We start from the raw sequence: 20,494 nt of genomic DNA on the forward strand, positions 1-20,494 counted from the left end.
CATCACTTGGAGACCATTGTAACGCGTGGCAGGGTAAAAAGAACAACGCCCGGCATAACCGGGCGTGTAAAGTTACGTACTGAAATTAACGGCCAGAGATAGGCGGTACGAAGACCACGCCCATATCCCATGGCTGTTCAATCCAGGTATCCTGCGGGATATCAATGACGTAATCATCAACCAGGGGACGACCCGCTGGTTTCGCGAAGATAGTGACGAAGTGCGCTTTTGGATACATTTCGCGGATAGCCACAGCGGTACCGCCGGTGTCCACCAGATCGTCGATAACGATAAAGCCTTCACCGTCGCCTTCCGCGCGCTTCAGCACTTTCAGCTCACGCTGGTTATCGTGGTCATAGCTGGAGATACATACGGTATCGACATGACGAATACCCAGCTCACGTGCCAGCAGCGCCCCCGGTACCAGACCGCCACGGCTGACGGCAATAATGCCTTTCCACTGTTCGGAAGGCATCAGACGCGCAGCCAGTTTGCGTGCGTGAATCTGCAACATGTCCCAGGTGACGACGTATTTTTCGCTCATGTGAAGTGTCCCAGCCTGTTTATATACGGCTTAAAAAAATGAGGGTGAACCAGGTTGCGCGAGATTATAAAGATCTGACGCACTAAAAACCAGTGTTACGCGCCATGAGCCTGAGTTTTTACATGCTTAATGCTACCAGCCACGGGAGAAAGTGGTATTCTCAGATGCATCTCGCAAGCCCGTCTTGTGGTAACGATTAACCTGCTAACCCAGTGACCTGCAACATTGTTTTGCAGCGCAACGACAAGGAGACCTATCGTGTCTGAACTGTCTCAATTATCTCCACAGCCGCTGTGGGATATTTTTGCCAAAATCTGCTCCATTCCGCACCCTTCCTATCACGAAGAACAGCTTGCCGAACATATTATGGGCTGGGCAAAGGAAAAAGGTCTGCACGCTGAGCGCGACCAGGTTGGCAATATTCTCATCCGCAAACCTGCCACCGCAGGTATGGAAAACCGCAAGCCGGTTGTATTGCAGGCGCACCTGGACATGGTTCCGCAGAAAAACAACGACACCGTTCACGACTTCACAAAAGACCCGATTCAGCCGTACATCGACGGTGAGTGGGTGAAGGCGCGCGGCACGACCCTGGGCGCAGATAACGGTATTGGTATGGCTTCCGCGCTGGCCGTGCTGGCTGACGACAGCGTGGAACACGGTCCACTGGAAGTGCTGCTGACCATGACTGAAGAAGCGGGCATGGATGGCGCGTTCGGTCTCCAGGCAAACTGGCTGCAAGCGGACATTCTGATCAACACCGACTCCGAAGAAGAAGGTGAGATCTACATGGGCTGCGCGGGCGGGATCGATTTCATCTCTACCCTGCCGCTGTCCCGCGAAGCGATTCCTGCCGGATTCGAAACCTTTAAGCTGACGCTGAAAGGGCTGAAAGGCGGTCACTCCGGCGGCGATATCCATCTGGGCCTGGGCAACGCCAACAAACTGCTGGCACGTTTCCTGGCGGGCCATGCCGCTGAACTGGATCTGCGTCTGGTGGACTTCAACGGTGGCACTCTGCGTAACGCGATCCCTCGTGAAGCCTTTGCGACCGTGGCGGTGCCTGCGGCGAAAGCGGAAGAACTGAAAAAACTCTCCAGCCTGTATCTGGATATCCTGAAAAACGAGCTGTCTGAGAAAGAGAAAAACCTGACGGTGGTACTGGAGTCCGTTACAACGGATAAAGCCGCGCTGACCACTCAGTCTCGTGACACGTTCGTCCAGTTGCTGAACGCAACGCCAAACGGCGTGATCCGCAATTCTGACGTCGCAAAAGGCGTGGTTGAAACCTCCCTGAACGTGGGCGTAGTGACCATGGGCGACGACAGCGCAGAGATCATTTGCCTGATCCGTTCCCTGATCGACAGCGGTAAAGAGTACGTTGTGAGCATGCTGGAATCTCTGGGTACCCTGGCGGGCGCGAAAACGTCTGCAAAAGGCAGCTACCCGGGCTGGCAGCCGGATGCAAGTTCTCCGGTCATGGCACTGGTGCGTGAAACTTATCAGAGACTGTTCAACAGCACCCCGAACATTCAGGTTATTCACGCGGGTCTGGAATGTGGTCTGTTCAAGAAACCGTATCCGGATATGGACATGGTCTCCATCGGGCCGACCATCACGGGGCCACACTCCCCGGATGAGCAGGTTCACATTGAAAGCGTCGGTCACTACTGGACGCTGCTGACTGAGCTGCTGAAAGCAATCCCTGTTAAGTAATAAGCCGTTTGATGCCCGGTGGCGCTTCGCTTACCGGGCATACGATTAGCCTAATCTACAGTCCCAGCACCAGCTGACGCTCCAGCTGCGGATCCAGCAAGGTGACGTGCAGCCCCACCAGCCTTACCCCTCGTCCGCCCCGCCGCTCTTCCCATGCCTTTTTTGCCGTCGCAATAAGATCCTCTTTGTTGAGGCGTGGCCAGACGTGTTCCTGCGTCGTCTGCTGAAAATCGTTAAATTTCAGTTTGATGCCCTGCCGGGCAATAAGCAGATCTGGTTTGACCTTCAGTAAGCGTCGTTCAAGCTCAGGATAGAGTTGTTCCGTAATAATGGTTTCACACTCCGTCCAGTCATGGATATCTTCGCTCAGCGTGCGTTCAACGCCGACCGATTTACGCAGCCGTTCGTTGTTCACATCCCGGTCATCAATGCCCTGACTGCGTTCCCACAGTACGCGGCCAAACTTACCAAAACGCTTAAGCAGCAGCGCCAGATCGCTGCGCTGAACGTCTTCACAGGTGCGTAGCCCCATATTTTCCAGCTTCGCGGCGGAGACTTTACCCACACCGGGGATTTTGCTGAGCGGCAGCGTCTTTAAAAACGCCGGAACCTCTTCCGGGGTGATAACGTACTGGCCGTTGGGCTTATTTAAATCGGAGGCGATTTTGGCGAGAAATTTTATCGGCGCGACGCCTGCCGATGCCGTCAGGTTCAGCTCGTTAAAAATAGTCTGGCGGATCTCCTGCGCCATCAGGGTGGCGGAGCCGTGGCAGTGCACGCTGTGGGTGACATCCAGATAGGCTTCATCCAGCGATAACGGTTCAATCAGAGAGGTGTAGCGGGAGAAGATCTCCCGAATGTGGCTCGATGCTTCTTTATAGGCATCAAAACGTCCGGGCAAAAGAGTGAGATGCGGGCACAGTTTTAGCGCCATCGCTGTCGGCATGGCGCTGCGCACACCGTATTTGCGAGCAGGATAGTTGGCGGTGCTGATGACACCGCGCTGAACCCGGCTGCCGCCAATGGCGATGGGAATATCCCGCAGCGCCGGGTTGTCACGCATCTCCACTGCGGCAAAAAAGCAGTCCATATCGACATGGATTATTTTGCGCATAGTAAGCCCTCACTCATTACTGGATAAGTATACAGTAAACAAATGAGGGTTGAGAAGTATGCGTGGGAATTGTCGGGTGGCGGCGTTGCCTTACCCGACATACAAAACTAAATAATGCGTTGCTGCTCGCGAGCCATCCGTTTTTTTCGCGCATCGCACGGTTCCGGACAATCGCACACTTTTTCCATTCCGATGGAAGATATACCTCCACAGCTGCCCTGGATGCTTTTACGCTTGATGATCCAGCCTAAGGACATCCCGAATATCACCAGTACAAACACCGCAAATGTCGCCAGAAAGGTCAGCATAATCAACCTCCGAAATCATCGAGCATGATGTTCTCATCTTCCACGCCAAGATCTTTTAGCATCTTAATCACGGCGGCGTTCATCATTGGTGGACCACACATATAGAACTCGCAGTCTTCCGGTGCCGGGTGCTGTTTGAGGTAATTTTCATACAGCACGTTGTGGATGAAGCCCGTATAGCCTGTCCAGTTATCTTCCGGCTGCGGATCGGATAGCGCCACATGGAAGGTAAAGTTAGGGTTATCACGCGCCAGTTGTTCAAACTCATCGTCATAGAACATTTCGCGCAGTGAACGCGCCCCGTACCAGAAGCTGATCTTACGCTTGCTGCCAAGTCGTTTGAGCTGGTCAAAAATATGCGAACGCATCGGCGCCATCCCCGCACCGCCGCCGATAAAGACCATCTCCGCATCGGTATCTTTGGCAAAGAATTCGCCGAACGGGCCGGAAATCGTCACTTTGTCGCCAGGCTTGAGGGACCAGATATAGGACGACATGACGCCAGGGGGTGCATCAGGCACATTCGGCGGCGGCGTGGCGATTCGCACGTTGAGCATAATAATGCCCTTCTCTTCCGGATAGTTAGCCATGGAATAAGCGCGAAGCGCGGGCTCTTTTACTTCGGAAACAAAGCGGAAGAGGTTAAATTTATCCCAGTCGGCCCGGTACTCCTCGGGCACGTCGAAGTCAGCATACGCCACGGTATGTGCCGGACAATCAATCTGGATATACCCACCCGCACGGAACGGGACGCTCTCCCCTTCAGGAACGCGCAGCTTGAGCTCTTTAATGAACGTGGCTTTGTTATCGTTAGAGATAACTTCGCACTCCCATTTTTTCACGCCGAAGATCTCCTCCGGCAGCTCAATCTTCATGTTCTGGCGCACAGCGACCTGACACGCCAGACGGCAGCCCTCTTTCGCTTCACGCTTCGTGATATGCGACAGTTCTGTTGGCAGAATATCCCCGCCTCCCTCTTTCACCGTCACACGGCACTGTCCACAGGAGCCACCGCCGCCACAGGCAGACGAGACAAAAATCCCGTTGCCGGAGAGCGTATTAAGCAGCTTATCCCCTGCCGGGGTACGGATCTGATTCTGCGGATCGTCATTGATATCAATGATCACATCCCCGGAATTAACCAGCTTAGCACGCGCTGCCAGGATCAGCCCTGACAGCACCAGTACTATCAGCGTGAACATCACCACGCCAAGAATAATTTCCATCTTTTAGCCCTTATAGCTGCACACCGGAGAAGGACATAAAGCCCAACGCCATCAGGCCGGTGGTGATAAAGGTGATCCCTAAGCCACGAAGCCCCGCAGGTACGTTGGCATATTTCATTTTTTCACGGATCCCCGCCATGGTGACAATCGCCAGCATCCAGCCGATACCGGAACCGAAACCATACACAACCGATTCACTGAAGTTGTAATCGCGCTGAACCATAAATGAGACGCCGCCGAAAATGGCGCAGTTCACTGCGATTAGCGGCAGGAAGATCCCCAGTGCGTTGTACAGCGACGGGAAGTATTTATCGAGGATCATCTCCAGGATCTGAACAAGTGCCGCAATCACCCCGATAAAGGTGATGAAGTTCAGGAAGCTAAGATCAACGCCCTCCACCAGCGCGCCATCGCGAAGCACGAAGTTGAACACCAGGTTGTTAATCGGAACGGAAAGCCCCAGCACAACAGTGACCGCCACACCCAGACCGAATGCCGTCGATACCTTCTTAGAAACAGCAAGGAACGTACACATGCCCAGGAAGAAAGCGAGCGCCATGTTTTCAACAAACACCGCGCGCACAAATAAACTCAGGTAATGAGCCATTGTCGGTTACTCCTTTTCCTGCTGTTCAGGCTTCAGCGTACGAATCAGCCAGATCAGCAAACCGATAATGAAAAATGCGCTTGGTGCCAGCAGGAACAAACCGTTCGGCAGATACCAGCCGCCGTTCTGTACCGTATCCAGCACCGAGATGCCAAACAGTTTTCCGCTGCCAATAAGTTCGCGCAGGAAACCAACCGTCAACAGGATCACGCCATAACCCAGCCCGTTGCCGATACCGTCCATAAAGCTCGCCAGTGGCGGCATTTTCATCGCATAGGCTTCAGCGCGCCCCATCACGATACAGTTGGTGATAATCAGGCCGACAAACACCGAAAGCTGCTTCGAGGTTTCATAAGCGAAGGCGCGCAGAAGCTGATCAACCACGATCACCAGCGAGGCGATGATCGCCATCTGGACAATGATCCTCACGCTGTTGGGTATGTGGTGGCGGATCATTGAGATAAACATGCTGGAAAACGCTGTCACCAGCGTTACCGCCAGCGTCATGACCACCGCCGTTTCCAGCTTGGTGGTTACCGCCAGAGCCGAGCATACGCCCAGCACCTGAAGCGTTATCGGGTTATTGGCTAAAAGTGGGCCAATCAGCACCTTTTTAACTTCTTTCAGTTCACCCGTATCAGCCATTGTTCAGCGCTCCTTCACGTACATTCTTCAGGAAGGGACCAAAGCCCAGTTCACCCATCCAGAAATCAAAGCTGTGCTGCACCCCATTAGAGGTGAGCGTGGCGCCGGAAAGGCCATCAACGGCAAATTCATCACCGGGACGCGCTCCTCCTTTCACCACCTTCAGCGCAGGCTGGCCGTTGTCATCGAGCACTTTTTTACCGACAAACTGTGCCCGCCAGTTAGGGTTCTCAACTTCGCCCCCCAGCCCTGGTGTTTCGCCCTGATCGTAATATGTAATGCCTTTGACCGTACGGCCATCGGTATCCAGCGCCACAAAGGCGTACATCATTGACCATAAACCGTTGCCATAGATGGGCAACACGATTTCCTGGATGCGCTTTTGCTCGTCGCGGACGAGGTAAATCTCCGCGACATTGCTGCGGCGCTTAATGCCTGCCGGATCCTGCGAGGCGTCAAGCATGGTGCTCATCTGCGGATCTTTTAGCGCCAGCGCCTGGTTATATTTCGCCGGGTCTTTATCCATTAACTCCCCGGTTTTTAAATCCACCAGCCGTGCGGTAATGCGTTCGGCAAACACCGCTGCGACGTCATCCTTCGTCATGCCTTCCTGCATCAGCCCGGCAACGGCCAGGATGTTACGCTGTTTATCCAGCGCACGTTGCTCCTGCTGTAGCGGTTTCAACCCAACGGCAGAACCGGCCACGACAATGGAGCAGACCAGACACAGTACCAGCACCACCAGCAGCGTTTTGCTGATACTGTCGTTATTTTTGATCTCAGCCACGCGCCTTCCTCCGCTTAATGTTGGCGCGCACGACCAGGTAGTCGAACAGCGGCGCAAACAAATTGGCAAACAGAATGGCCAACATCATCCCTTCCGGATAGGCCGGGTTGACCACGCGAATAAGTACACACATCACCCCAATGAGCGCGCCGTAGCACCATTTACCTCTGTCGGTAAACGAAGCCGAGACGGGATCGGTGGCCATGAACATCATGCCAAACGCAAAGCCTCCCAGCACGAGGTGCCAGTACCACGGCATGGAGAACATCGGGTTAGTGTCTGAACCAATGAAATTGAAAAGCGTGGCGGTGAGGACCATCCCAAGCATGACGCCAGCGACAATGCGCCAGGACGCCACGCGGCCAAAGAGGATGATGGCTCCGCCGATCAAAATCATCAGGGTAGACACTTCACCGATGGAGCCTGGAATATTGCCAATAAACGCATCAAACCAGGTGACAGGCTGTCCGGTTGCATTGTTAACCAGCGTTTCGCCGCCGCCAGCCGCCCACTGTGAAAGTGGCGTCGCGCCGGAGAATCCGTCTGCTGCCGTCCACACCAGGTCGCCCGAGATTTGCGCCGGATAAGCAAAGAACAGGAACGCGCGCCCTGCCAGTGCCGGGTTGAGGAAGTTGCGTCCGGTCCCGCCGAAGATCTCCTTGGCAATCACCACGCCAAAGCTGATCCCCATCGCCGCCTGCCAGAGCGGCAGCGTTGGCGGAACAATCAGCGCAAACAGAATAGAGGTAACAAAGAAGCCTTCGTTTATCTCATGTTTGCGAATAATAGCGAACAGAACCTCCCAGAAACCGCCCACAATAAAGACAGTCATATAGATGGGGAGGAAGAAGACAGCGCCCAGCGTCATCATGCTGATCCAGCCTGCATCTGCCGCAAAGCTCACCCCCAGCGACTGCGCCAGACGATAGTGCCAGTCAGACTGAATCACCTGCGCCAGCTGCTCTGCATCGTACATATGGTGCAGCGCCGGAATAGTCTGCAACCCAACGTTATACATCCCCCAGAACATGGCCGGGAAGACCGCAAACCAGACCAGAATCATCATTCGCTTGAGGTCGATGGCGTCGCGAACGTGCGCCGCGCCTTTCGTCACCAGACCCGGCGTGTAGAAAATGGTCGTTGTCGCTTCATACAGCGGGTAGTACTTTTTGAGCTTCCCTTCGGTAAAGTGCGGCTCTATTTTTTCAAAGAGGTGTTTTAAGCCCATGGTTATCCTTCCTGCTCAATGCGGGTTAACACCTCGCGCAATACGGGTCCATATTCGTATTTACCTGGACACACATAGGTACACAGCGCCAGATCTTCCTCGTCCAGCTCCAGACAGCCCAGCGCCTGGGCACCGTCGGTATCGCCAGCCAGCAGATCGCGCAGCAGCACAGTGGGCAGAATATCCAGCGGCATCACGCGTTCGTAGTTGCCAATCGGGACCATGGCGCGCTCACCGCCGTTGGTGCTGGTGGAGAAGTTAAACAGCTTACGACGCAAAAAGTGGCCGAGCGTGGTACGGGTTACCGAGTATTTTTCTGCGCCAGGCAGCACCCAGCCGAACAGCTCTTTCTCGCGCCCTTCAAGCACCACGCTCACCTGAAGATGGAAACGACCCAGCCAGGCCATCGGGCCTGTCGCGTGTCTGCCGCTCAGCACCGAGCCGGAAATAATGCGGTTTTCACCTTCTTTCGTTTCGCCAGCCAACAGCGCCGTCAGGTCTGCCCCAAGCAGCGTGCGAACCAGACGCGGTTGGGTTGCCTGAGGGCCGCCGATGGCAATAATGCGTTCTGCGCACAGCTCACCCGTGGTGAAGAGCTTACCGATAGCGATCACGTCCTGATAATTAAGATGCCAGACCTGTTTCGTCAGGCTTACCGGCTCCAGGAAATGAATATGCGTTCCCACCAGCCCGGCCGGATGCGGGCCGGCAAATTCATTAAAGGCGACCTGCCCTTGCGGATGCCCGCCCAGCTTACCGCCGCTGGCCTGGCAGACATGCACTTTGCCCGGCGTCAGGCGCGTTAACACGGTGAGGCCGGCATCGAAAGCTTTGCGTTCCGCCAGGATAAGAGGCTGCGGATCCGCGCTGAGCGGGTTAGTGTCGATGGCCGTAACGAAGATAGCGGCTGGCATCGTGCCAGGTACGGGCGTTTTGCTATAGGGACGCGTGCGAAGCGCCGTCCACAGTCCTGATTCCAGCAGTTGTGTCTGCACCGCGTCGTGGCTGAGGCTAGCGAGATCGGCGGCGTCAAAACGCGCAAACTCGCGTTTCTCATCGCCTTCAATTTGAATAACTACCGATTGCAGAACGCGACGCTCACCACGATGGATGGCGACGACGGTACCGCTGGCAGGGGCTGTAAACATAACGCCAGGATTTTTTTTATCCTCGAAGAGTGCCTGGCCTTTTATTACACGATCGCCTTCCTGTACCAGCATCGCGGGGCGCATGCCCACGTAATCATCACCCACAATAGCGACATGATGAATACTGGCGCCGGTCGTTACGTGCTGTTCAGGCACGCCAGAGATTGGCAGATCGAGTCCTTTTCTGATTCTAAACATGTGGTTAGCAGGTATCCATGAACAACAATCCAGAGAGGCCGGAGTGTACCATTTTCGGCCCTGCCAAGGGCAGTAAATCCGCCGTCTGGCGCGCCGAAATGCGAGCTATTGCGCAAAGTTCCTGGAGTCAGGACAATATGAATGGGTTATAAAGTAAAACTAATTTGTAAACGCAAAGGTTGGCTCTTGCGAAAATCTCCATCGGTGCTAATGTGAGCGCTCCTGTCCAGATTAGTCTGATTTCGGGTGTCTTTTGCCGTTCTGGCAAGTTGGTCATTGTTTTATCAAGGAACCAGTAGTATGCGTAAAATCGCATTGTTCATTGCGATGCTTCTGATACCGTGCATGTCGTTTGCCGGGCTGCTTGGCAGTAATAGTTCAACGACGCCGGTCAGCAAAGAGTATAAACAGCAGTTGATGGGATCCCCTGTTTATATTCAAATCTTCAAGGAAGAGCGCACACTCGATCTGTTTGTCAAAATGGGCGAGACGTATCAACTGCTCGATAGCTACAAAATCTGTAACTATTCTGGCGGACTGGGGCCGAAACAGCGCCAGGGTGACTTCAAAAGTCCGGAAGGGTTTTACAACGTTCAGCGTAACCAGCTAAAACCGGACAGCCGCTTCTATAAAGCGATTAACATCGGTTTCCCCAATGCCTTCGACCGTGCGCACGGTTACGAAGGGAAATACCTGATGATCCACGGCGCCTGCGTGTCTGTCGGCTGTTATGCGATGACGGATTCCGGCATTGATGAAATCTTCCAGTTTGTCACGGGCGCACTGGTCTTCGGCCAGCCGAATGTTCAGGTCAGCATCTATCCGTTCCGTATGACGGATGCCAACATGGCGCGCCATAAGTACTCTGTTTACACAGATTTCTGGAAACAGCTAAAACCGGGTTATGACTACTTCGAGCAGACCCATAAGCCGCCGGTGGTGTCCATCGTCAATGGCCGTTACGTGGTGAGTAAACCGCTCAGCCATGAAGTGGTTCAGCCTCAGCTGGCGTCAAATTACGCGGTCCCCGAGACAAAATAGCGCCCACTCGCCTGGCATGATCTTTTGCCAGGTTTCGTTGCCCGTCAGCGGCTGCGTTGCAATGACAGTGACCACATCGTTCGGTGTGGTCTCCTTCTGAAAATCAATTTCCACATCCTGATCGAGCAGCGTGGCGACGCCAAACGGCGCACGTCGGGTGATCCAGAACAGGTTTGTCGAGCAGAATGCCATCACGTAGCGTCCGTCAGACAGCAGCATATTAAACACGCCCTTCTCGCGTAACTCAGACGCCAGTGACGCTATGTACTTAAATACTGCGGTCATGTTGCCGGGCGTACGGGGGTAGCGCTCGGTCAGCTTGTGCAGCAGCCAGCAAAATGCTTTTTCGCTGTCCGTTTCACCGACAGGACGAAAATTGCCGGTTTCCAGTGATTTATAGCCCGAGAGCTGCCCGTTGTGCGCATAGGTCCAGTTACGTCCCCACAGTTCACGGGTAAACGGATGGGTATTTTCCAGCGCCACTTCGCCGCGATTGGCCTGGCGGATATGGGCGATCACCGAACAGGATTTAATAGGATAGTCCTGCACCAGTCTGGCAATGGGTGAGTTAAAGCTGGGCTGTGGATCTTTAAACGTGCGACATCCTTTGCCTTCGTAGAAGGTAATGCCCCAGCCGTCTTTATGCGGCCCGGTTCCTCCACCGCGCTGAACCAGCCCGGTGAAACTAAAGCAGATATCGGTTGGCACATTGGCGCTCATCCCGAGCAGTTCGCACATAGAACACCTCCACAACAGCGGGGGGCACCGGCGCCCCCCAGCGAAGTCTTACTTAACCATCTCTTTTTCGATCAGTTGGATCAGGATGTGGATCACTTTGATGTGAATTTCCTGAACGCGATCCGCATAACCGAAGTGTGGTACACGGATTTCAATGTCCGCTGTACCGTCCATCTTACCGCCATCTTTCCCGGTCAGGGTGATCACTTTCATGCCCTTCTCACGCGCGGCGGCGATCGCTTTGATCACGTTAGCGGAGTTACCGGACGTGGAGATCCCCAGCAGCACGTCGCCTTCACGGCCTACGGCTTCAACGTAGCGGGAAAAGATATGGTCGTAACCGAAGTCGTTGCCTACACAGGAGATGTGGCTCACGTCGGAAATCGCAATCGCCGGGTAGCCCGGACGGTTTTCGCGATAGCGTCCGGTCAGCTCTTCGGCGAAGTGCATGGCGTCACAGTGGGAACCGCCGTTACCGCAGGAGAGCACTTTACCGCCGGCTTTGAAACTGTCGGCAAGCAGGACCGCCGCGCGCTGAATAGCGTGAATATTGGCATCATCTTTCAGAAAATTCGCCAGCGTTTCCGCCGCTTCGTTCAGTTCGTTACGAATAAGATCCTGGTACATGAGGATAATCCTTCAGTATTGATGAAATAACACAGTGGAGTGTACCGGATAGCAGTAAAAGCGAGAAGCTAAAGCCATGCGAATCGTCCGGCGTTTTGATTTTTTGTGCCGGCTAAAACGCGAACAATGTGAACCAGGTTGTAATTATTTTGTAAACACATTGCTAAAGGAAATGACATCAACTACAACCATATCATCACAAGTGGTCAGACCTCCTACAAGCAAGGGAGCTTTTCTTTATGATGATTTTGAGCATTTTCGCAACCGTTGTGCTGCTCGGGGTGTTGTTCTATCACCGTGTCAGTTTATTCCTGAGTAGCCTGATTCTTCTGGCCTGGACGGCTGCACTTGGCGTAGTTGGCCTGTGGAATATCTGGGTACTTGTTCCCCTGGCAATCATTTTGCTGCCGTTTAACCTGACGCCGATGCGTAAGTCGATGATCTCCGCGCCGGTGTTCAAGGGATTCCGTAAAGTGATGCCGCCGATGTCGCGCACGGAGAAAGAGGCGATTGATGCGGGCACGACCTGGTGGGAAGGCGATCTGTTCCAGGGCAACCCGGACTGGAAAAAGCTGCACAACTACCCGCAGCCGCGTCTGACCGCCGAAGAACAAGCCTTTATTGACGGCCCGGTGGAAGAAGCCTGCCGCATGGCGAACGATTTTGCCATCACTCACGAAATGGCCGACCTGCCGCCTGAGCTGTGGGCATATCTGAAAGAGCATCGCTTCTTCGCGATGATCATTAAGAAAGAGTACGGCGGTCTGGAATTCTCCGCTTACGCTCAGGCTCGCGTCCTGCAAAAACTGGCGGGTGTTTCTGGGATCCTGGCGATCACCGTTGGCGTGCCAAACTCCTTAGGCCCGGGCGAGCTGTTACAGCATTACGGTACGGAAGAGCAGAAAGATCACTATCTGCCGCGTCTGGCGCGTGGTCAGGAAATTCCGTGCTTCGCGCTGACCAGCCCGGAAGCCGGTTCTGATGCCGGTGCGATCCCGGATACTGGCGTGGTCTGCATGGGCGAATGGCAGGGCGAACAGGTGCTGGGCATGCGCCTGACCTGGAACAAACGTTATATCACCCTGGCGCCTATCGCCACCGTACTCGGTCTGGCGTTCAAACTTTCTGACCCGGAAAAACTGCTGGGCGGTGATGAAGATCTGGGCATTACCTGTGCGCTGATCCCAACCTCGACCCCGGGGGTTGAAATTGGTCGTCGTCATTTCCCGCTGAACGTACCGTTCCAGAACGGCCCGACTCGCGGTCAGGATATCTTTGTGCCGATTGACTACATCATCGGTGGACCGAAAATGGCCGGTCAGGGCTGGCGTATGCTGGTGGAATGTCTGTCGGTGGGCCGCGGCATTACCCTGCCGTCGAACTCTACCGGCGGTCTGAAATCGGTGGCGATGGGGATTGGGGCTTACGCGCATATCCGCCGTCAGTTCAAAATCTCCATCGGCAAGATGGAAGGTATCGAAGAGCCGCTGGCGCGTATTGCGGGCAATGCCTACGTGATGGACGCCGCAGCCTCGCTGATTACCTACGGTATTATGCTGGGCGAGAAACCCGCCGTGCTGTCGGCGATTGTGAAGTACCACTGTACCCACCGCGCACAGCAGTCAATTATTGATGCAATGGATATCGCAGGCGGTAAAGGCATTATGCTTGGCGAAGGCAACTTCCTGGCGCGCGGCTATCAGGGCGCACCGATTGCCATCACCGTGGAAGGGGCAAACATCCTGACCCGCAGCATGATGATCTTCGGCCAGGGTGCGATTCGCTGCCATCCTTACGTGCTGGAAGAGATGGCCGCCGCGCAGAATAACGACGTGGATGCCTTCGACAAGCTGCTGTTCAAACATATCGGTCACGTTGGCAGCAATGAAGTTCGCAGCTTCTGGCTCGGCCTGACGCGGGGGCTGACCAGCGCGACGCCGACCCGCGATGCAACCAAACGTTACTACCAACACCTGAACCGTCTGAGCGCTAACCTGGCGCTGCTGTCTGACGTCTCCATGGCCGTTCTGGGCGGAAGCCTGAAGCGTCGCGAACGCATCTCCGCCCGTCTGGGTGATGTGCTGAGCCAGATCTTCCTGGCCTCTGCGGTGCTGAAACGCTACGACGATGAAGGCCGTCAGGAAGCGGATCTGCCGCTGGTGCACTGGGGCGTGCAGGATGCGATGTATCAGGCGGAACAGGCGATTGACGACCTGCTGGCAAACTTCCCGAACCGCTTCGTGGCGGGCGCCCTGCGCGCGGTGATCTTCCCGACAGGTCGTCACCATCTGGCACCGTCTGACAAGCTGGATCATAAAGTGGCGAAGATCCTCCAGGTACCAAGCGCAACCCGTTCCCGTATTGGCCGTGGTCAATACCTGGAACCTACCCCGCATAACCCGGTAGGTTTGCTGGAAGAAGCGCTGCTTGACGTGATGGCCGCCGACCCGATTCACCAGAAGATCTGCAAACAGCTGGGCAAAAACCTGCCGTTTACACGACTGGATGAGCTGGCAAAACAGGCGCTGGCGGGTGGCATCATCGACAACAGCGAAGCTGCGATTCTGGTGAAAGCCGAAGAGAGCCGTCTGCGCAGTATTAACGTGGATGATTTCGAACCTGAAGAGCTGGCGACTCAGCCGGTAAAGCTGCCAGAGAAGCACCGCAAACCTGAAGCGGCATAAGGTATTTTGCTCTCACAAACCCCGCCCCGCGCGGGGTTTTTTATTGCCACATTTTCTGGTAATGACGTGCTACAGTGTCAAAAAGTGTTTATTAAGGAGCCTGTATCGTGCCTGGTTTAAAGATTTCTGTTTTGCAGCAACCTTTAGTGTGGATGGACGGCCCCGCCAACCTTCGCCATTTTGATCGCCAGCTGGAAGAGATTACCGGACGCGATGTGATTGTCCTGCCGGAGATGTTCACCACAGGTTTCGCGATGGAGGCAGCAAAACAGTCCATGCCGCAGGACGAGGTGGTGGCCTGGATGCACGCCAGGGCGCAGGAAACAAACGCGCTGATTGCCGGCAGCGTCGCGCTCCAGACCGCGCGCGGCCCGGTCAATCGCTTCCTGCTGGTCGAGCCGGAAGGAAACGTCCATTTCTACGATAAGCGCCATCTGTTCCGCATGGCGGATGAACATCAACATTATGAAGCCGGAAACGAACGCGTGGTATTTGAATGGCGCGGCTGGCGTATTCTGCCGCTGGTCTGCTATGACCTGCGCTTCCCGGTGTGGTCGCGCAACCGCAACGATTATGACCTGGCGTTGTACGTCGCCAACTGGCCCGCCCCACGCTCCCTGCACTGGCAGGCTTTACTGACCGCGCGCGCGATTGAAAATCAGGCTTATGTCGTTGGCTGTAACCGTGTAGGAACGGACGGTAACGGGCATCACTATCGCGGTGACAGCCGGGTGATCAGTCCGCAGGGTGAGATTATTGCCACCGCCGAGCCGCATCAGGCGACACGAATTGACGCTGAGATCTCGTTAACGGCGTTAAAGGAGTATCGGGAGAAGTTTCCGGCCTGGCAGGATGCAGATCCATTTAGCATTGGATAAGAAAAAGCCGGGTGGCGGCTGCGCCTTACCCGGCCTACAAATCAGCTCACCAACGCCTGCCCGTCTTTGCGGCTCTCCGTCGCAGCCACGTAGTGCCCTTCCGGCATACGGTAAATCACCTGCGCGCCGCCAAAATTGTAATCCTGAAGCGGATCTTCCACCACGATCTGGTGTCCGCGCTCGCGCAGCGCCGCGATGGTATTGCGATCGAAGGTCGATTCAACAACCACTTCCCTGCCCTGCACCACGCGCCAGCGCGGGGCGTCAATCGCCGCTTGCGGGTTTTGCCCGTGCAGCATAATGCGCAGCGCCATCTGCATGTGCCCCTGCGCCTGCATCGGGCCGCCCATCACGCCGAAGGACATCAGCGGTTTGCCGTTACCGTCCATCGCAAAGCCCGGAATGATGGTGTGGAAAGGACGCTTGCTGCCCGCCAGCGCGTTCGGGTGTTTGGGATCGAGTACAAAGCCGCAGCCGCGGTTTTGCAGGCTGATCCCCGTATCCGGCACCACGATCCCTGAACCGAAGCCCATAAAATTGGACTGAATAAAGGAGATCATCATCCCGCTGGAATCCGCTGCGCTGAGGTAAACCGTCCCACTCTGCGTCGGCGATCCGTACACAAAATCAGAGGCTTTATCGTGATTGATAAGCGCGGCGCGCGACTTCAGATAATGGTCGCTCAGCAGCGCTTTGGCGGCAAACTCCATATGCTCTTCATCCGCAACGTAGCGATCGAGATCCGCCAGCGCCAGCTTCATTGCCTCTATAGAGAGGTGCAGCCCCTGCACGGAATCCGGGTGATGTTTCTCGATGCCGCACTGCTCCAGAATGCCGAGCGCAATCAGGGTGGCGATCCCCTGACCGTTTGGCGGCAATTCCTGCACCGAACCGCCCGCGAAGTCGCGCGATAGCAGTTCCACCCAGTCCACACGGTGATTCGCCAGGTCTGCTTCGGTCAGGTGTGCACCATGTGCTTTGGCGAAGGCGGCAATTTTCTGCGCCAGTTCGCCACGGTAAAACGCGTCGCCGTTGGTTTTGGCGATCAGCTCCAGTGAGTTCGCCTGCGCCGGGTTACGGAAGATCTCCCCCACGCGCGGCGCGCGGCCTTCCGGCGCAAAGCAGGCACTAAACCCGGGCTGATCTTTCAGCTTGTTGTAGCCGCGCTGCCAGAGATGGCCGATCAGCGGCGAGACCGGGAAACCGTTACGCGCGTAATCAATGGCTGGCTGCGCGAGCGTGGTCAGCGGCAGCGTGCCAAAACGTTCAGCCAGCGCCACCCAGCCCGACACCGCACCCGGCACGGTCACCGCGTCCCAGCCGATTTCCGGTACGGCGGTTTTTCCGGCAAACAGATCCGCATGCCAGCTGGCTGGCGAACGACCGGACGCATTCAGACCGTGAAGTTTTTCACCGTCCCAGACAATGGCAAAAGCATCGCTGCCGATGCCGTTGCCGGTCGGCTCGACAACGGTCAGCGCCATGGCGGTTGCAATCGCCGCATCAACGGCATTTCCGCCCAGCTGTAGCATCTTCATTCCCGCCTGTGCCGCCAGCGGCTGCGAGGTGGCAACGGCGTTATGGCCCATCATCGGCGGGCGTCGTGAATCGTAACCGGTTGTAAAATCGAGCGCTTTGGTCATCATGACTCCTTAGTCGTGGCGCGGATCGAGCGCATCGCGCAGCCCGTCGCCGAGTAAATTAAAGCCCTGAACGGCAAGGAAAATCGCCACGCCGGGGAAAACCGACATCCACGGCGCCTGTTCGAGAAACCCTTTTGCGGTGTTGAGCATGGAGCCCCAGGATGGGTTCGGCGGCTGTTGGCCTAACCCTAAAAACGAAAGGCTGGCTTCGGCGATAATCGCCGAGGCAATGGCCAGCGTGGCCTGCACCAGGATAGGTGACATCACGTTGGGCAGAACGTATTTAATGATGATCCAGCGGTCCGGCAGGCCAATCGCCCGCGCGCCGTCGATGTACTCTTCGTTGCGAATGGCGATCACCTGGCCGCGCGTCAGGCGGGCGAAGATCGGCATTGCCGAGAGTCCAATAGCGATCATGGCATTCGTCAGGCTTGGGCCTAAGAATGCCCCCAGCGCGATCGCCATGATCAGGAATGGACAGGCCAGCAGTGCCTCAATAAAGCGGGAGATCACCCCGTCCCACATCTTCTGGAAATAACCCGCCACCAGCCCCAGCGGCACGCCGATGACAACCGCGATCGCCACCGACATACAGCCCGCCATCAGCGAGGTTCTCGCCCCCCAGATAATGCGGGACAAGATATCGCGCCCCAGCTCGTCGGTGCCGAACCAGTACATCGCCGATGGCGCTTTGCGCACCGCGAGGAAGTTAGCTTTGACCGGGTCAAATGGCGCGATCCACGGCGCCAGCAGCGCCACCAGCACAAAAAAGCCCACCACAAGCGCGCCAATCACCGCACTTTTATTGGCGAGGAATTTTTTCAGCACCCGGTTTTGCGCGCGCGGCAGCGCGGGCGCCACGGTTTGCGTCGTCAGTTCCGCCATGATTAACCTCGCATTTTCGGGTTGATAAGGACGTAGAGCACGTCAGCCAGCAGGTTGAGCATCAGGAAACCGATCGCCACGATCAGCACTACGCCCTGCACCACCGCGTAGTCGCGGTTGAACACCGAGTCGACGATCATTTTGCCGAAGCCCGGAATGGTGAACACCTGCTCGGTCAGCACCGCCCCGCCCAGCAGCTCGCCGAACAGCAACGTGGTGAGGGTGATCACCGGCACCAGCGCATTGCGAAAGGCGTGCTTCAGGATCACCGCTTTCGGCAGCAGCCCCTTAGCGCGCGCGGTGCGGATGTAATCCGCTTTCAGCACCGCAATCATCGACGCGCGGGTATGGCGCATCAGCGTCGCCGCCAGGCCGGTTCCGAGCACGGACGCGGGCAGCAGCAATGTCCGCAGGTTCTGGATCGGATCTTCACTGAACGGCACATAACCGGACGCAGGCAACCATTGCAGGTTTACTGAAAAGACCAGAATCAGCAGGATCCCCAGCCAGAAGTGCGGTATTGAGATCCCCGAGATCGCCACAAAGTTCGCCCCGTGATCGACCCAGCTGTTTTTGTTCACCGCCGCGAGGATCCCCATGCTGATACCAAACACCAGCGCGATAATCATCGCCAGCAGCGACAGTTCCAGCGTGACCGGCAACTTGCTGGCAATCAGTTGCGTGACCGGCTCATGAGTGCGTAAGGAGACACCCAGATCGCCTTGCAGCGCGCGCGTCAGCCAGTTGAAATACTGCACGGGGATCGGCGCGTCCAGATTCAGCTCAGCACGCAGCTGGGCGATCACCGCCGGATCGCGCTCCTCCCCGGCCATGGCAATCAGCGGATCGCCAGGCAGCAGCTTTTGCAGGCCGAACACCATCATGCTCACCAGCAGCAGAGTGGGTATAGCCAGCAGCAGACGTTTGCAAATCAGTTCCAGCATGGGTTCTCCTCAGGAGGTTTATTTCGCCAGCGTTAAGCCAGCCAGACGCACAATGCCGTCCGGGTACGCTTTAAAGCCCTGCACGCGCTTGTTCAGGCCAAAAATGCGCGGTTCGAAGTAAAGGTATGCAATCGGCATATCGGTCTGAAGCTGCTTCACAACCTTGTCATACAGCGGCTGGCGGGCGGCCTGATCGGTGCTCTGGCGCGCCTGCGTCAGCCATTCATCCACCTGAGCATTGCTGTAGCGGCCGTCGTTGAGGGTGCCTTTGCTGTTGATAAAGCCGTAGATGCTGCCATCTGGATCCGGGCGACCCGACCAGCCGGAGAAGCTCAACTGGTAGTCACCGCTCTGCTGGCGATCCAGCAGCGTGGCGAACTCGGTCATTTGCAGGTTCAGGTTAAAGCCCGCCTCTGCCACCATCGCCTGCAATACCTGGCCCACCTGCTGCGAGGTTGGGTTGTTCGGCACCAGTAGATTGACGGTCAGCGGCGCGGTGACGCCTGCGGCTTTCAGCAGCGCTTTGGCTTTTTCGACGTCACGCGGGGGAACCGGAAGATTGACGTGATACGGGCTTACCGGCGAAAACGCCTGGTTTGCCGGAGTGTAAAGCCCTTCGAACACTACCTGGTTTAAAGCATCGCGATCTATGGCCTGGGAAAATGCTTCACGCACGCGGGCATCTTTGAAGGGATCGTTCGCCGGGACTTTGCCATTGTTAATATTGAAGGTGATGCCCTGGTATCCGAGGCCCGTCACCTTCGCCAGCGCCAGCTTGCTGTCGGCTTCGACGGTTTTGACGTCGCTGGCGGCAATGCCTTCGGTCAGGTCGAGATCGCCCGCGCGCAGGTTCGCCAGGCGCACGGAGGCATCCGGGATCGGCAGATAGATAATTTTATCGAAGTGGTAGGCGTCTTTGTTCCAGTAGTTGTCGAAGCGGGTCAGCACAATGCGGTCCTGCGACACGCGGCTGTCGAATTTATACGGGCCGGAACAGACCGGATGGGCGGCAAAATCGGCTTTTTTCGCGGCTTCCGGCGCCATCATTGCGCCTGCGCGATCGGTGAGCTGCATCAGAAGTGCGGCATCCGGCGTTTTCAGGTGCAGGGCTATCTGCATCGGGCCGGTGACCTCCACCGACTCAACGGAAGAGAGTTCACTTTTACGCAGAGAGCCTTTTAGCGTCAGGGCCCGGTCGAGGTTGTATTTCGCGGCGGCGGCATCGAATTTTTCACCGTCGTGGAAGGCCACGCCTTCACGGAGATCCAGGGTCAGCGTTTTGCCGTCATCGCTCCACGCCCAGGATTTCGCCAGTCCCGGCACCACCTTGAGGTGCTCGTCCACGTCCACCAGCCGGTCACACAGGGAGGCAAAGACGAAGCGGCCATAATAGGTACGCGCCAGATGCGGGTCCAGCATGTCCGGATCTGCACCCAGGCCGATTCGCAGCACGCTTTGAGAATGGGCGGGCAGCGCCGCACCAAGCAACATAACACTTCCCAGTACGGTCAAAAGAGAATTACGCATTGTCAT

The 20,494-nt window shown here is 56.2% G+C and carries 19 protein-coding genes; 4 read left to right on the forward strand and 15 right to left on the reverse strand.

Annotated elements, in window-relative coordinates; all coding sequences use genetic code 11:
- Positions 1-85 precede the first annotated feature (85 nt).
- A complete protein-coding gene (gene gpt / locus ACNQ0T_RS11015) occupies positions 86-544 on the reverse strand; it encodes a xanthine phosphoribosyltransferase (protein WP_003863205.1) in 459 nt (152 codons plus the stop codon).
- A gap of 258 nt (positions 545-802) precedes the next feature.
- Here gpt and pepD point away from each other — a divergent pair, with 258 nt between their 5' ends.
- The gene (pepD, locus tag ACNQ0T_RS11020; RefSeq protein WP_280005501.1) at positions 803-2,260 is read left to right on the forward strand and encodes a cytosol nonspecific dipeptidase; all 1,458 of its coding nucleotides are present in this window, start codon (positions 803-805) and stop codon (positions 2,258-2,260) included.
- Between the two features lie 55 nt (positions 2,261-2,315).
- Here pepD and dinB read toward each other — a convergent pair whose 3' ends face one another.
- The 8 genes from dinB to ACNQ0T_RS11060 all read right to left on the reverse strand — a co-directional run bounded on the left by dinB (position 2,316) and on the right by ACNQ0T_RS11060 (position 9,521).
- The gene (dinB, locus tag ACNQ0T_RS11025) at positions 2,316-3,374 is read right to left on the reverse strand and encodes a DNA polymerase IV (protein WP_048965736.1); all 1,059 of its coding nucleotides are present in this window, start codon (positions 3,372-3,374) and stop codon (positions 2,316-2,318) included.
- Positions 3,375-3,481: 107 nt separating this feature from the next.
- Positions 3,482-3,682 carry a (Na+)-NQR maturation NqrM gene (nqrM, locus tag ACNQ0T_RS11030; protein WP_003863212.1) on the reverse strand — a complete coding sequence of 67 codons (201 nt, stop codon included), beginning with the start codon at positions 3,680-3,682 and terminating at the stop codon, positions 3,482-3,484.
- A gap of 2 nt (positions 3,683-3,684) precedes the next feature.
- Positions 3,685-4,908 carry an NADH:ubiquinone reductase (Na(+)-transporting) subunit F gene (gene nqrF, locus ACNQ0T_RS11035; RefSeq protein WP_015571374.1) on the reverse strand — a complete coding sequence of 408 codons (1,224 nt, stop codon included), beginning with the start codon at positions 4,906-4,908 and terminating at the stop codon, positions 3,685-3,687.
- 10 nt (positions 4,909-4,918) lie between these two features.
- The gene (gene nqrE, locus ACNQ0T_RS11040; RefSeq protein WP_003863217.1) at positions 4,919-5,515 is read right to left on the reverse strand and encodes an NADH:ubiquinone reductase (Na(+)-transporting) subunit E; all 597 of its coding nucleotides are present in this window, start codon (positions 5,513-5,515) and stop codon (positions 4,919-4,921) included.
- A 6-nt stretch (positions 5,516-5,521) separates the two neighbouring features.
- The gene (locus tag ACNQ0T_RS11045; protein ID WP_058645998.1) at positions 5,522-6,160 is read right to left on the reverse strand and encodes an NADH:ubiquinone reductase (Na(+)-transporting) subunit D; all 639 of its coding nucleotides are present in this window, start codon (positions 6,158-6,160) and stop codon (positions 5,522-5,524) included.
- On the reverse strand, positions 6,153-6,947 hold the full coding sequence (locus ACNQ0T_RS11050; protein ID WP_022647144.1) for a Na(+)-translocating NADH-quinone reductase subunit C: 795 nt from the start codon (positions 6,945-6,947) through the stop codon (positions 6,153-6,155). The genes ACNQ0T_RS11045 and ACNQ0T_RS11050 overlap by 8 nt, the downstream gene beginning before the upstream one ends.
- Positions 6,940-8,175, reverse strand: a complete 1,236-nt coding sequence (locus tag ACNQ0T_RS11055) for an NADH:ubiquinone reductase (Na(+)-transporting) subunit B (protein ID WP_022647143.1) — start codon at positions 8,173-8,175, stop codon at positions 6,940-6,942. The genes ACNQ0T_RS11050 and ACNQ0T_RS11055 overlap by 8 nt, the downstream gene beginning before the upstream one ends.
- 2 nt (positions 8,176-8,177) lie before the next feature.
- Positions 8,178-9,521, reverse strand: a complete 1,344-nt coding sequence (locus tag ACNQ0T_RS11060; RefSeq protein WP_193132234.1) for a Na(+)-translocating NADH-quinone reductase subunit A — start codon at positions 9,519-9,521, stop codon at positions 8,178-8,180.
- 300 nt (positions 9,522-9,821) lie between these two features.
- On the opposite strand from ACNQ0T_RS11060, the gene dpaA reads away from it, so the two are divergent.
- Positions 9,822-10,562 (forward strand): peptidoglycan meso-diaminopimelic acid protein amidase, encoded by a 741-nt coding sequence (gene dpaA / locus ACNQ0T_RS11065; RefSeq protein WP_006810008.1) that lies wholly within the window; start codon positions 9,822-9,824, stop codon positions 10,560-10,562.
- Here dpaA and ACNQ0T_RS11070 read toward each other — a convergent pair.
- Together ACNQ0T_RS11070 and lpcA are read right to left on the reverse strand one after the other, a co-directional pair.
- Positions 10,533-11,300 (reverse strand): class II glutamine amidotransferase, encoded by a 768-nt coding sequence (locus tag ACNQ0T_RS11070; RefSeq protein WP_017383120.1) that lies wholly within the window; start codon positions 11,298-11,300, stop codon positions 10,533-10,535. The genes dpaA and ACNQ0T_RS11070 overlap by 30 nt on opposite strands.
- Before the next feature lie 48 nt (positions 11,301-11,348).
- Positions 11,349-11,927, reverse strand: a complete 579-nt coding sequence (gene lpcA / locus ACNQ0T_RS11075; protein WP_003863232.1) for a D-sedoheptulose 7-phosphate isomerase — start codon at positions 11,925-11,927, stop codon at positions 11,349-11,351.
- A 239-nt stretch (positions 11,928-12,166) separates the two neighbouring features.
- On the opposite strand from lpcA, the gene fadE reads away from it, so the two are divergent.
- On the forward strand, positions 12,167-14,611 hold the full coding sequence (gene fadE, locus ACNQ0T_RS11080; RefSeq protein WP_126490718.1) for an acyl-CoA dehydrogenase FadE: 2,445 nt from the start codon (positions 12,167-12,169) through the stop codon (positions 14,609-14,611).
- A 107-nt stretch (positions 14,612-14,718) separates the two neighbouring features.
- Positions 14,719-15,489, forward strand: coding sequence for an amidohydrolase (locus tag ACNQ0T_RS11085; protein ID WP_022647139.1), 771 nt, complete (start codon positions 14,719-14,721; stop codon positions 15,487-15,489).
- A 41-nt stretch (positions 15,490-15,530) separates the two neighbouring features.
- Here the strand turns inward: ACNQ0T_RS11085 and ACNQ0T_RS11090 are convergent, their stop codons facing one another.
- The 4 genes from ACNQ0T_RS11090 to ACNQ0T_RS11105 are packed head-to-tail and all read right to left on the reverse strand — an operon-like array spanning position 15,531 to position 20,494.
- Positions 15,531-17,132: a gamma-glutamyltransferase family protein gene (locus ACNQ0T_RS11090; RefSeq protein WP_032624798.1), complete on the reverse strand. Its 1,602-nt coding sequence runs from the start codon at positions 17,130-17,132 to the stop codon at positions 15,531-15,533.
- A 9-nt stretch (positions 17,133-17,141) separates the two neighbouring features.
- Entirely contained in the window at positions 17,142-18,017 is an 876-nt protein-coding gene (locus tag ACNQ0T_RS11095) for an ABC transporter permease (RefSeq protein WP_048965741.1), read from the reverse strand.
- Positions 18,018-18,019: 2 nt separating this feature from the next.
- Positions 18,020-18,961 carry an ABC transporter permease gene (locus ACNQ0T_RS11100; RefSeq protein WP_022647136.1) on the reverse strand — a complete coding sequence of 314 codons (942 nt, stop codon included), beginning with the start codon at positions 18,959-18,961 and terminating at the stop codon, positions 18,020-18,022.
- Between the two features lie 18 nt (positions 18,962-18,979).
- Positions 18,980-20,494 carry an ABC transporter substrate-binding protein gene (locus ACNQ0T_RS11105; protein ID WP_417930032.1) on the reverse strand — a complete coding sequence of 505 codons (1,515 nt, stop codon included), beginning with the start codon at positions 20,492-20,494 and terminating at the stop codon, positions 18,980-18,982.

It is taken from the genome of Enterobacter cloacae complex sp.6700776, from assembly GCF_048284255.1.
Classification (GTDB): Bacteria; Pseudomonadota; Gammaproteobacteria; order Enterobacterales; family Enterobacteriaceae; genus Enterobacter; species Enterobacter intestinihominis.